Below are 12,837 nucleotides of genomic sequence, written 5' to 3'. Positions count from 1 at the left end.
AAATGCTACTGTCGAAGAATGATGTCTAAACTAATAAAGGTAATCCACGTTGTAGATAAATATATAAAACACTAAAAAATTCAGGTTTATTGCTGTGCCATAGAGTCAAACCTATGTCAAAGCCTCCTCAATATAAAATAAATTACAACATTGCTTTACTGGTTTATTGCGAAATAGTTTTTACTAGTGATATAGAATATTTTACTCGGTACTTTTTCAAGATTGACTGTGTGCTTAAAGCCTTGCTTCATGTTAGAGGCATAAAACAAACCAGGTAAACAATAATATGCTTTTCAAAAAGTCATTTACCCAATATCTGGTCGTTGGAATAAAGAGGTAGTTTTTATGATAACAAGAGTATTTCGAATTCAAGTGCACAAGGAGTATGTCAATGAGTTTGAACATGACTATAAAAATATATCTGTACCGTTAGTAAAGTCTCAAAGAGGACTACTGTCAGTTGAAACTGGAAAGACTTTAAGTGAAGGCATTGATGAGTACATTATGATTAGCCGCTGGCAGGATATTGACATGTTAAAAGCATTTGTTGGCGAGTCATGGCAAAAAGCTTTGATACCAAGCGGTATGGAGAAATACGTACAGCAATGCTGGGTTGAGCATTATGAAACTGAACAAGCATGATCCTGTATGTTGTAACTGATCATTCATCTATGAGTAATTCAGCAAGTTTCAATTTCGGCTATAACTCAAAAGAGGGTTGGAGCTAAGTGACTTCTGAATTTTACAAAGAAAAAATCTTAAGTCTAATTAAGTCAGATTCTCAGAGAATGGATGCTTTGACTTCTCTGAGAACGCTCAACCTTCCTGACTGTTATATTGCGGCCGGTTTTGTTCGAAATCTTATCTGGGATTATTTATTTAGTGTTAAAAGTTCATTGAACGATATTGATGTCATTTATTTTTGTCCTCGAGACATTTCGGAACAACGCGATAAAAAACTCGAAGAACAACTATCAGAAATAGAACCATCGCTCCCCTGGTCGGTTAAAAATCAAGCTAGAATGCATATCAAAAATGGTGACAGACCCTATAAAAACTCGCTTGACGCAATGAGTTACTGGCCGGAAAAGCAGACATGTATCGGAGTTCGGTTAAATCATAATGATGAACTGATTCTGGCCCATTGTTTTAGCTTGTCAGAACAATTTAACGGTAAGATTACTTTTAATCCAAAACGAAATATCCAGGTTTTTCGAAATAGAATCTCTCGAAAAACCTGGCTAAAAACATGGCCTGATTTGGTTATTGAGGATTAATTACTTTCCCCACCCTCAGGTCCATAGAAGAATACCCAGGTAGAAAAATCATCGGTGAAGTCTTCAAATCGATGCTCTATACCCGCGGGTACAAATAGCACTTCACCGGTTTCGAACTTTTCTCTTGAATCACCATTAATAAAGTAACCACTCCCACTGGCAATAACATAGATTTCGTCTCGGCTATGTGGCTGTTGTCGGTCAATTTTTTCTGGCTTGTAAATCTCCACCATGAGAGAGCCGTGTTTAAATAGCTCTAAAAATGGCTTTTCTTGTTTATCTAAAGCGGTCAAAGCATTATTAACTGTAAGTCGTTTCATCGATTTTGTGTGGCTCTTTCGAAGTAAATTGGGTACCTGACAGTATTATCACTAAGAACGAACCTGACAAATAACTCATTCGTATGGTTCTTTCTTTGGGGGTAGTTTGCCTGCGATATCGTGTTTATAATTTAAAGGTATCGAGTAACTGGTTTATTCGCGTTCAATATTTAACTTTCGGAGGTGAATGTGGAGAAGATAAACTTAAAGGATAAGTTTCAACTGTTTGATAACTATTGGTCTCCAAGAATTATCGGCGAGCTTAACGGGCAATATGTCAAATTAGCTAAACTTAAGGGAGAGATGGTGTGGCATTCTCATGCCAATGAAGATGAGTATTTTCAGGTTGTTAAAGGAAGTATCATTATTCATTTAAGAGACAGGAGTATTACACTCAATGAGGGTGAATGTTTTATTGTTCCCAAAGGTGTAGAGCATTTACCGGAAGCTAAAGAAGAAGCGCATGTTCTGCTTTTTGAACCTAAAGAAACTGCGCACACTGGCACGACCGAAAGTGAATTGACAGTTGCGGTGGAGAAGCAAGACTGGATTTGAGTTCTGTTCGAATACTAAGAAATAGAGGTAATGTATTCCGATGGAAAATTTAATCTACTGAGAACTGTCCTGAGGCTCGCTGCATATTCTGCATTGGCTTCGTTTGCGCCCGGAGCTTCGCGTAGGTTGTAACATAATGCAGGGAAGTTTTCGCCTTCCAATGATTGGGCGAGTATGGCTTCTGGCCGATATTGCTCTAAGCCTGGCGCATTATAGAGTTTATCAAGCTCGTCGTGGGTCAGCGCAAAGAGCATACCGTAAGCTCGCTCCCCAGGAGTAGGAACCAGTGTCGCCCGTTGACCAATGCGTAACCCATAGTCATCAACATATGCTCGGCGAGGAGCCACTGCCGCGATATGATTTTTTTTGAGAATGTTGCTGTCCATAAACAGCCCGTAAAAAAATCCGTCGATTCGTCGTTCAGTCATGTGCTACCAAATTTCCTTGCAGATTACTCGGAGTTATTCTGTCAATCGTAAAGTATTCCTTAATTATAATTAAGGTTTCTGACTAACAGGTGCTTTTTACAGGTACTTTTTTACTGAAACAAGTTTTAAACTAAACGGCGACTATCACCCGAACCGCCTCCAGTTGCAGTTGAGTATCTTTCAAATACTTTTCAAGCAACTGTGTTTGGGTTTTTATGAACTCGATTTCATCGTTTCGAATGTTTGGATTTTTCTTCTGCAATGAAATTAAACGATTCAACTCATCAGACTGTGAAACCTGCATATTAGTCAGCACAGAATCTAAAACTTTTGCCGCCTTCACATCGGCTTTTTTATCGGCAGAGGCCAGCATTTTGCGTAGAATTTTTTCTTCGCTTTTGAGTACCTGACGAGAAGTGTTTTTAGGGATCTTCTGGCACTGTTTACTCAAATTGGTATGGTTTACTTTTTCAGCCAGGTCATTGCCATTAACATCAGTGAGTACCCTGATTGCTGTGTAAGGCAGAAAGCGTTGTGCCTGAAGGTATTTGGGAGCAACACAGTCAATGTGATATAAAACTTCCATCAAAATTGTGCCTGCTTTAATGGCTTTGTTTTTCAGGATACAAACGCTGGCGTTCCCTTTATCTTCAGATAAAACCATATCGACAGCGCCACTCACCATTGGATGTTCCCAACTGATAAATTGAATATCGTCTCTTGATAAGGCTGTTTTACGGTCATAAGTAGCGGTAATGCCGTCTTCGGGCAAGGCTGGGAATGATCCGATAAACATGTGATCGCCAGGCCTGATGACATAGGTTTTTTCTGAATGATCTTCAACTTGAACGCCGAATCGATCCCAGCAAGATTCCATAAAGGCACGTGGTGCGAGACTGTCTCTTTCTGCTACATATTCGACTAATTGGTCTGCAGCTTTTTGGTTAAAAGAAGCCAGCTCTAAAAGTTTATCGCGACCGGACTCCATTGCTTGATTAATTTCTGCAGTAATTTCCTGGGTTTCTTTGATCAAAGCTTCTTGTTGGGATTGATCACTGTGATTCACTAAAGCATCGAATAATTGGGCTTTGGTTCGCTTAAAAATTGCAGACCCGGCTGAATTGGTTTTTTCGAAGGCATTCATTCCCAGGTGATACCAGTTGAAAATGACTTCTTGCGCGCTTTGTTGCATAAACGGGACATGTATTTCAATATCCTGATTTTGCCCAATTCTATCCAGTCGCCCAATTCGTTGCTCTAGCAAGTCGGGGTTTAGGGGCAGGTCCATCAACACTAGCTTATGACTAAACTGAAAGTTTCGGCCTTCACTTCCAATTTCCGAACAAAACATCGCTTGAGCGCCGTCTTCCTGATCGGCAAAATGCGCGGCTGCTCGGTCACGGCTAATAATGTCCATATCCTCGTGGAATGTGCAACAGTTAATGCCTTGCTTGAATCGACAATGTAAATCTAACGCTATCGCAGTATCTTTGTGTGCACAAATAATCAGGATTTTTTCGCTGCGATTTTCTTTCAGGAAATTTTTTAACCAACCAATACGCGGGTCAAACTGAGTCCAGGATTCATCGGCATATTGGGTTTCAGGGTGCAGTAGATACGCAATTGTTTCGTTGAGATCATTGCCTACATCATCAAAATATTTTTCACAGTTATCGACTGGATGAGCAATAACCTTTCGCTTCGGGAAGCCTTTGATGTTTTTACGGGTATTCCGATAAAGTACACGGCCAGTGCCATTGCGATCCAGCAACTCACTCAAAATGCGGTCTCGGTTGTCTTCGCAAATTTCTACATCGTCCAGGTATTGACTAATTTGTTGTTTTAGTGAAGAAGTCCAGGTCTCTTGCTCGACAATTTGCGAGACCAATTCTGCAATTGGTTGATAAGCTTGCTGTTCTTCAACAAATGCTTCCAGGCTGTGGAAGCGGTCTGGATCTAAGAGCCTCAATCGAGCGAAATGACTTTCCTGACCCAATTGTTCAGGAGTGGCAGAAAGTAGTAATAATCCGGCGGTGTCGCGAGCAATGGTTTCTATGCGCAGGTATTCCTTACTGGGTTGTTCCGGTGACCATTCAAGATGATGTGCTTCGTCAACAACGAGTAATTCCCATTCGCCATCTTTAATTAGATTTAAGTCACACTCGGCCAAAAACTCACTACTACATAAAACCAGTTGCTCTGATAAGTAGGGATTTTCAACTTCAATATTGTTCAGATCAATATCAACGTTCTCGCCTAATTCCAGATCATCTAAACTAATTAACGAATCAATTCGCGCTTGATCGAAAATACTAAAATGTAAGTTGAATCGACGAATCATTTCAACGAACCACTGATTCACTAGCGCTTGAGGAACAACAATTAAGACTCGCTGGGCTCGATGATTAAGCAATTGTTGATGAATAATCATACCGGCTTCAATCGTTTTTCCTAAACCGACTTCATCTGCGAGCAAAACGCGCGGGGCGAAACGGTTTCCAACTTCGGAAGCAATATAAAGTTGATGGCCGATGAGGTCCACTCGTGGCCCTTGTAACCCATTCACTTTACACAGCTGTTGTTGCTCTTTCGCTTTCATGGCGGCGTATCGAAGCTCAAACCAGCGCAGCGAATCTATTTGACCGGAAAACAAACGATCAGAAGCTTTATTCAATTCTAGATGATGACTGAGCTGAGTTTCAGGAACAGGAATCAATTCATCGCCACCGCCGGTTTGTTTACCCATATAAACGAGAATACCGTTGAGTGGTTCAATTCTTTCCACTTTCAACATTTCGCCATGCATGGTTTCAATTTGTTCGCCGACTTCAAAGGCTACTCGAGACAACGGAGCATTATTTTTTGCGTAGGTTCTTTGATCGTCACAAGCTGGGAAATAAACAGTGACCAGACGATGATCAACATTTTGGACAAGTCCTAATCCTAATTCCGTTTCGTTTTCACTGAGCCAACGCTGGCCAATGGTAAAATCAGTCATAGTGTATGTGGGTGTAATCCGAACTTAGCTACTTAATTAATAAGTATAGGTGGGTTTTCTAAAGGCGCGGATTATAGCACCACTATTCTGGGTAAATAAGTGCTTTTTGCGGTTTATTGGCGATTTGATATTTTATGTTATTATCTGGTAAGACCACTTGTATCGTTTTTTCCTGTTCGTTTTATTAGCGAGTGAGAAAGAGGATCGTACTAGCGCAATCAATGCCTGATAGCGAGGATGAGAGATGAAATTTACGCCGAAAGGGCTTAAGCGCCTACTTAACATTTACCCCCCTTACCTTGGAGCGGGAGTAAAGATCACCCACATTAGCGATGATTGGAAACAGATGGGAGTCAGAATGAAGTTAAGATGGTACAACCGCAATGCGGTTGGAAGCCACTTTGGCGGCAGTTTGTACTCAATGGTCGATCCGCAAATAATGCTGATGTTAATGCAAATTCTGGGGCCTGAATATTTTGTTTGGGATAAAAGTGCGACGATTGATTATCTGCAACCGGCCACATCGGAGGTAACGGCGGAAATACTAATCGAAGACGATATGTTGGCGCTGATAAAGGAGGAAACTCATAACGGTGAGAAGTATTTACCAACATTTGAGGTTTTGATCAAAGATAAAGAGCAGAACATTATCGCAAGGGTTGATAAGGTGCTGTATATCAGGAAAAAGCCCAAGCACCGAAATTAAAGGTGTGCAGGCTTACAGCTGAACCAATATCAGCAAAATATAGCAAGGATAAGGGATAATTTGAGATAAATATTGATTAATTAAAGTGAAAATTGGGTGATGATTGACAATTCTGTCTTTTTTTGAACAAAACTTCTGGTAAGCTGTATTGATGTTTCCGGTTCTCAATACTAATTTCTGGAGACTAGGCACATGAGATATCTGTGCTAAAAAGAAAATAAATTAAGATCGAGAAACTTTGCAGGAGGACTAATCAATATGGCATTGATTGAAACTGATAGGCTTGCTCTGCGCGAGTTCAATTTAGACGATGCAGACTTTATCCTCAAGTTAGTGAATGAGCCGTCCTGGATTAAAAATATCGGCGATAAGAATGTTCATACGATAGCTGACGCACAAAATTATCTTTTACAAGGCCCGATAAAAAGTTATCAGGATAACGGCTTTGGCCTTTATATGGCTGAACTTAAATTGAAAGGAACACCTGTGGGAATGTGCGGCCTGGTGAAGCGCGATGGACTGGAAAACCCCGATATCGGATTTGCAATGATGCCTGAATTTTGGGGAATGGGGTTAGCTTCAGAAGCCGCGAGAGCTGTTCTGGTGCACGCCAAAGAAACGCAAAAGATTGAGCGTGTACTGGGTATCACTTCGTTAGAAAACTCGAGTTCTATGCGAGTGCTTGAAAAAGCCGGGTTGAAGTTTGATAAGATGATCAGCCTTCCCGGATATAGCGAGCCCAGCCGACTTTTTATTCCGAATTAGCTATTTCAAACTGATTATTCTGAACTGGTTATTCAAAACTGATTATTCAGAATTGACTATTTCGGACGAGTTAATTTTAAAAGAGATTTTTGGCGCTATTTCCGCGAATTAAATTTCCACCGTTTTTGTCAATTCTAGTATTTTTTCGGGATTGACATTATCCCCTGAACAAATCGCTGCAACATTTTTACCGAGCTTTTCTGGGGGGATTGTCATCAATAAAGCAATACTTGCCGCGCCGCCGCCTTCAAGAACCAGCTTCTCTTTTTTAAAAGCGTGCACCATTGCTTTGGCTATCAGATCATCAGAGACAGGAATTATTTCGTCGACTAAGTCTCGACAAATTTGAAATGTATATTGATTATCTTTCGGAATAGGACCTGGAAGCGCGTCAGCTAAGCTGACAGGTTCATCCACAGTTACTATTTTTCCGGCTTTAATGCTCTCATAAATCGCAGCACCTTTTTCACTAGTTACACCAATAATTTTAATTTTCGGGTTGATACTTTTAGCCGCAATCGCGATGCCGCTCATTAAGCCACCTCCACTCACCTGTACAACGAGTGTGTCGATGTCCTGGTTTTCCTCGATTATTTCCAAGCCAATAGTTCCTTGACCGGCAATGATATGTGGATCATCAAATGGTGGGACAAATGTAAGTCCTTCTTTCTGCGCCAGGGTTAGCGCTTTTTCACTGGCTTGATCTTGATTGGTTCCGTGTATGATGACGTTAGCGCCGAGCATCTTTATCTTCTCGACTTTTTCTTGCGGAACAATTTCAGTCATACAAACTGTGGCCGGTATATTGAGCTTTGCGGCAAGATAAGCTACGGCGCGCCCATGATTTCCACTCGATGTTGTAATCACACCGTTAGAACGAAATTTCTCATCCAGACTAAGAATTTTATTGGCTGCGCCTCGGATTTTGAAAGCGCCTGTGGGTTGCATGTTTTCTAGTTTTAGCCAGATATTTCTATTGAGTTTTGCTGATAACTCGAATGACTGTTTCAGTGGTGTATTAAACGCTATTCCTGAGATCTTTTGATGGGCTTTTAAAATATCTGATAATGTAATGCCATATTGTTTTTCAATCATAATAAGCCCGCTTCTTTGCCTGGTTAATGAATTCGCGTAACTACTATTTTATTATTTATTTCTCTTTGAATACTTACATTTATTCCGTTGTTTGTACATTTTAATACTCTCACCTACAGTTACACTACAATTTTGTCACAGATCTCACTGCCTTGATAATTCAAAATATCGTTAATAATGAATAACAAGGTATCACGATGAAACAGAGTTTATTGTCCAATTTATGTGTTTTGGGAGTTGTCATCTTTTCGGGAAACTGTTGGTCTGAATCTGCAGAGAAAGAGGGCAGTCAAGCAGCTAAGGAAACGGCGCCAGACGAAAAAAAAATAAAAGTGATTGGCAGGCGAAACTTGGCTAACACAGAGGTTGATGAGGACACTCAGAAACTACTTAAAATTCCAGGTATCGCCGGCGATCCATTAGCCGCTGTCTATAGTATGCCGGGTGTTGTGATTGCTGGTGGTGATGTCGGCGGAGAACCTGCAATAAGAGGGTCTTCTCCTGACGATAACGCTTACTATATCGATTTTATGCCCGCAGGCTATATTTTTCATGCATTTGGTCCGAGTATCTTTAATGAAAACCTGGTGCATAAATTCGAGTTATTGCCTGCGGCATTCGGCGCGCAGTTCGGTGAGGCGACCGGTGGAGTTATTGATGTAACTTTAAGAGATCCCCGCAATCAGGATTTCGCTGGTACATTTGACTGGAGCTTTCTACAAACTGGCGTCATGTTGGAATCTGGGATAACTGAAAACCAGGCGTTTTATTTTTCCGCGCGAAAAAGTTTACTTCACCTCTATTATGATGAAGGCGAAGAAGACGAAGGGATCACTGTTTATGAAGCGCCGCAATCTGACGACTACCAGCTGAAATATCAGTGGCTGATCGGTGATAACCAGAAGTTCACTTTTGGTGCGCTAGGTGCAAGCGATAATGCGCGCGCTAATATTTCCAGAGAGTCCGAGGAGGGCCGTGCTGACCCAGAAATAATAGGGGACATTCGTATCAAACAGGATTTTGACAGCATCGGTGCGAGATGGGAGCTTTTCGCAGAAAACGGCGGTTATTTGAGCCTCGCGGTTTCACGGCTGAATGATAGTGAAGTTGTGTCATATGGTGATGGACAGTTTATCGATTCCAGCTATGAAGAAGATTTTTTTCGTGGTTATTATCAGAGAAATTGGTTTAAAGATCACAAGTTAACGATTGGTGCGGAGATTCGAAAATTCGATTTCGATTACCGATTCGATATTATTCCTTACTTTTGTACCGATCATCAGCAAGATTGTAATGAGCAGCGCGGCGATAGAATTCAAGATTCCGCGGTATTAAATCAGACGACTAATGCCGTTTATGTAACCAATATGTGGCAAGTTGATTCTGACCTGACGCTCGAGTTGGGCGTACGTGGAGAATATAACGACTACACAGAAGAAAAAATCTGGATGCCTCGCGCAGCGGTGACCTGGCAGGCGACAGATGCGTTATCGTTAAATACTAAGGCCGGTAAATATAGCCGTTTTCCAAATGCTGATACGGCAATTCGAAAGTTAGGGAATCCTGATATCAAGTCGCCTCGGGCTGACCATTTCTCTATCGGTGGGAAATATGAGTTTTCACCATTGTGGCAATCCTCGGTTGATTTGTATCTGAAGAAAATGACTAATTTACCCTTGGCCCTAACAGAGGACGACCCGGATTTTGCCAAGCACTACAGCAATGATATGTCTGGGCGAGCACATGGTGTCGAGTTTTTGGTCGAGCGAGACAAAGCGGATGGTTGGTATGGTTGGGCTTCACTGAGTTGGTCTAAGTCAGAACGAACCAACGATCGAACCAACGAAACCAAAGAGTATTACCTGGATACACCTTTAATGTTCAACTTGGTGGCTAACTACGAACTTAACTCTCATTGGGAATTTGGTGCCAGATTAACTATTCGAAGCGGCCAGAAATACACCCCAATTATTGGTTTGAGGGATAATGAAAATTTTGAAGGGCATTACTTGCCTGTTTACGGTGATTTGAACTCAAAAACGCTACCTAATTATCAAAGATTGGATCTTCAGGCGGAATACAAATTTTTACTTTGGAAGATGGAAGCGGCCTGGACATTTGCGATTATTAATGCGCTAAATCACGAAAACGTAGAAGGATATTATTACGCGCCGGATGGTAATGAAACCATTGATAACTTCAAAATCGCTAAGGAAGAGGGAATCGGTATGTTTCCAGCCATCGGTTTTAAATTGCATTTCTAATGCGAAATCAAATAGTTGGCGGTCAGGAAAGCGAATAATATTTGAGAGATCATTCGCTTTCTGGAATTGAATTTAAATATTACAGATTTAATACGGCGGAGGGTGCTACATTTTCTGACAAATTAATGACATTCTGGACGGTTATCGTTTTGCGCAATTTGGTATGATTACCGAGTGAACAATAAAAATCGATATAGGCTGGAATGAAATTAAAAGTAGTTTTTATTGGGGGGTGGCTGATTGGCTCAGTGTGGGGGGGACTTGCACCAGTTGAGGCTGCCGAGATTCCGTATAGCGTACCTGAGCCAATAATTGGTTATAACTTTCAACCAGAGAATGATGGGATCATCTCGGGTGAAAATGACGTTGTCGCTAGTAACATAGAATCGGATATAGAGCCGGGGATAGAAAGTGATGAGGCGGAATCGTCCAATACGCTGCTGTATGATTTTAGTGTGTTGTTGGGAGCAGGTGTAAGAAATCGTTACTTTCTGGGGGATGATACGAATGAATCCGTGCCAATTGTTGCAGTGGTTTTCGACCTTGAATATCGTAATTTTTTCTTTGAGGCTAACCGTAAAAATCGGATTAATGCTGTCTTAGGCAGGGCTTACGCAGGCTATCACATATGGGCAGATGAAGATTCAAGTATCGACCTGATAAGCGGCAATTACATTACGGGTATTGAAACGCAAGATAAAGACAGCCAACCGATACCAGAGTTAGTTAATCTTAAAAAACGCAAAGATGATTACAATTTTGGTGTTCGTTATAGCAGATTTAAAGATGATTTATATTTTTCGACAGAGCTTGTTTACGATGTATTTGCTACCAGTCATGAAAGCTGGATTGCCGATACCTATGTTGGAAAAGTTTTAACGCAAGGCAATTGGGATATAACCGTTGGCGCGAGTTTAATTTTATACTCAAGTAAGGTCACCAATTATCACGCTGGGGTTACGCCGGAAGAAGTTGCGCCAGGAATTAGCAGTTATCACACCGGATCGTCATACACGACTAATTTTGAGTTTTCAGCCCAGTATCCGGTAAGTGAAAGTTGGGTATTTGAAACCGGCATTAATTACAACCACTTTTCAAGTAATATCAAAGATAGCCCCCTGATTATTGCGGATCACATGGTTGTGGCATATTTGGGGTTGGAATATGTCTTTTAAGCGCCTTATTCCGTTACTAGGTATTTTACTCAATGTTGGCTGGCTGCAGTCGGCTGATGCTCAAGTGAAAAATAGTTTGAACTTTCGACTTGGATTAACCCCCAACAAATGTGTTGCGTTAAGAAAGGGGCGAGAGTGTTTTGCGACGGTAGAGGTCAAATGGCAAGTTCCAGATGTCGGTAACTATTGTTTACGGAGGCAGTCCGATAAGCTTCAGATTACTTGTTGGAGAGGCCAAGCTCAGGGAGAATTTTTGTATGTCTTCCGTTCTCATGATAAGGAAGTGTTGAATTTAGTATCAGAAAATTCTGGTGAGACGTTGGCTTCGGCAACTATTAATGTTAGTTGGGTTTATAAGTCTAAGCGACGTAAAGGGCGTTGGCGTATGTTTTAATACCGACTTAATGTTTTTTAAGTTGAATCGGTTGAAGGTAAATTGAAACTTGCCTTAAAAGTTTGAGAAAGACCCGCTTTAAAATCTGACAAGATGAACGATAAGTGCGACACAGGCAATAAAGTGATAAAGAGTAATAAAGAGGTACCACGATGGAAAGTTATGGCAAAGTTTTACTGGTAGAAGATGATCTGTCGTTAGCTCAGTGGATAAAAGAATATCTACAAGAGCATGGATACCAGGTTACCCACACTGAGCGCGGAGACAATGCTGTCTATCAGTTTAATAAAGTGATGCCTGATCTCGTGTTGCTTGATGTGATGTTACCGGGAATGGATGGTATTCAAGTTTGTCGCGAGCTGCGGACGCTGACCAATATTCCTATCGTGATGTTAACGGCGCGAGGCGATGAGCTGGATGAAGTCATAGGTCTTGAAGTCGGCGCCAATGATTATGTTGTAAAGCCTGTTAGACCACGTGCGTTGTTAGCGAGAATTAAAACGCTAATTCGAAATCAGAAAGATACACTCGAAAAAAATACTGACTCTTTAGTTTTATCTTTTGGTCAACTGAGTTTGGACTCCGAAGCCAAAAGAGTTATTTATATGGAAAATGAAATTAATCTGTCCTCGGGAGAGTTTGACTTTCTGTGGTTTTTAGCAAGAAATGCGGGAAAGGCTGTCAGCCGGGATCAAGTTTTTGTTGCGCTAAAAGGTAGAGAATATGATGGTCAGGACCGACGTTTTGACTTAATGATTTCAGGTATTCGAAAAAAGTTTGATGATAACCCCCAACATCCACAAAAAATAAAAACCATCTGGGGAAAGGGCTATCTATTTGTAGCAGACGCGTGGGATTAA

At 41.1% G+C, this 12,837-nt stretch carries 13 protein-coding genes; 9 read left to right on the top strand and 4 right to left on the bottom strand.

Going from position 1 to position 12,837, the window contains the following annotated elements; genetic code table 11:
- Positions 1 to 345 precede the first annotated feature (345 nt).
- Positions 346 to 642 (top strand): antibiotic biosynthesis monooxygenase family protein, encoded by a 297-nt coding sequence (locus tag FLL46_RS11120; RefSeq protein WP_142893583.1) that lies wholly within the window; start codon positions 346 to 348, stop codon positions 640 to 642.
- Positions 643 to 728: 86 nt separating this feature from the next.
- Positions 729 to 1,277, top strand: coding sequence for a nucleotidyltransferase family protein (locus FLL46_RS11115; RefSeq protein WP_210418667.1), 549 nt, complete (start codon positions 729 to 731; stop codon positions 1,275 to 1,277).
- Here the strand turns inward: FLL46_RS11115 and FLL46_RS11110 are convergent.
- Positions 1,274 to 1,597 (bottom strand): cupin domain-containing protein, encoded by a 324-nt coding sequence (locus tag FLL46_RS11110; protein WP_142893582.1) that lies wholly within the window; start codon positions 1,595 to 1,597, stop codon positions 1,274 to 1,276. The two genes, FLL46_RS11115 and FLL46_RS11110, sit on opposite strands and share 4 nt — an antisense overlap.
- Positions 1,598 to 1,786: 189 nt before the next feature.
- On the opposite strand from FLL46_RS11110, the gene FLL46_RS11105 reads away from it, so the two are divergent.
- Positions 1,787 to 2,152, top strand: coding sequence for a cupin domain-containing protein (locus FLL46_RS11105; protein ID WP_142893581.1), 366 nt, complete (start codon positions 1,787 to 1,789; stop codon positions 2,150 to 2,152).
- 14 nt (positions 2,153 to 2,166) lie between these two features.
- Here FLL46_RS11105 and FLL46_RS11100 read toward each other — a convergent pair whose 3' ends face one another.
- Positions 2,167 to 2,580, bottom strand: a complete 414-nt coding sequence (locus FLL46_RS11100; protein WP_142893580.1) for a gamma-glutamylcyclotransferase family protein — start codon at positions 2,578 to 2,580, stop codon at positions 2,167 to 2,169.
- Positions 2,581 to 2,710: 130 nt separating this feature from the next.
- Entirely contained in the window at positions 2,711 to 5,578 is a 2,868-nt protein-coding gene (gene rapA, locus FLL46_RS11095) for an RNA polymerase-associated protein RapA (RefSeq protein ID WP_142893579.1), read from the bottom strand.
- Between the two features lie 244 nt (positions 5,579 to 5,822).
- On the opposite strand from rapA, the gene FLL46_RS11090 reads away from it, so the two are divergent.
- Together FLL46_RS11090 and FLL46_RS11085 are read left to right on the top strand one after the other, a co-directional pair.
- A complete protein-coding gene (locus FLL46_RS11090) occupies positions 5,823 to 6,284 on the top strand; it encodes a DUF4442 domain-containing protein (protein ID WP_142893578.1) in 462 nt (153 codons plus the stop codon).
- A 258-nt stretch (positions 6,285 to 6,542) separates the two neighbouring features.
- Positions 6,543 to 7,049: a GNAT family N-acetyltransferase gene (locus FLL46_RS11085; protein ID WP_142893577.1), complete on the top strand. Its 507-nt coding sequence runs from the start codon at positions 6,543 to 6,545 to the stop codon at positions 7,047 to 7,049.
- 108 nt (positions 7,050 to 7,157) lie between these two features.
- On the opposite strand, the gene FLL46_RS11080 is transcribed toward FLL46_RS11085, so the two are convergent.
- Positions 7,158 to 8,144, bottom strand: coding sequence for a threonine ammonia-lyase (locus tag FLL46_RS11080; RefSeq protein WP_142893576.1), 987 nt, complete (start codon positions 8,142 to 8,144; stop codon positions 7,158 to 7,160).
- Between the two features lie 197 nt (positions 8,145 to 8,341).
- Between FLL46_RS11080 and FLL46_RS11075 the strand changes: the two genes are divergently transcribed.
- The 4 genes from FLL46_RS11075 (at position 8,342) to FLL46_RS11060 (ending at position 12,837) form a co-directional block, all read left to right on the top strand.
- The gene (locus FLL46_RS11075; protein WP_142893575.1) at positions 8,342 to 10,408 is read left to right on the top strand and encodes a TonB-dependent receptor; all 2,067 of its coding nucleotides are present in this window, start codon (positions 8,342 to 8,344) and stop codon (positions 10,406 to 10,408) included.
- A 203-nt stretch (positions 10,409 to 10,611) separates the two neighbouring features.
- On the top strand, positions 10,612 to 11,583 hold the full coding sequence (locus FLL46_RS11070; RefSeq protein WP_142893574.1) for a MipA/OmpV family protein: 972 nt from the start codon (positions 10,612 to 10,614) through the stop codon (positions 11,581 to 11,583).
- Positions 11,573 to 11,977 carry a DUF3019 domain-containing protein gene (locus FLL46_RS11065; RefSeq protein WP_142893573.1) on the top strand — a complete coding sequence of 135 codons (405 nt, stop codon included), beginning with the start codon at positions 11,573 to 11,575 and terminating at the stop codon, positions 11,975 to 11,977. The genes FLL46_RS11070 and FLL46_RS11065 overlap by 11 nt, the downstream gene beginning before the upstream one ends.
- 152 nt (positions 11,978 to 12,129) lie before the next feature.
- Entirely contained in the window at positions 12,130 to 12,837 is a 708-nt protein-coding gene (locus tag FLL46_RS11060; protein ID WP_142893572.1) for a response regulator, read from the top strand.

This window comes from Aliikangiella coralliicola (assembly GCF_007004725.1).
In the GTDB taxonomy this organism is placed as follows: Bacteria; Pseudomonadota; Gammaproteobacteria; order Enterobacterales; family Kangiellaceae; genus Aliikangiella; species Aliikangiella coralliicola.
The sequence above is the reverse complement of the archived record's forward strand: the minus strand, read 5'-3'. Positions and strand labels throughout refer to the sequence as shown.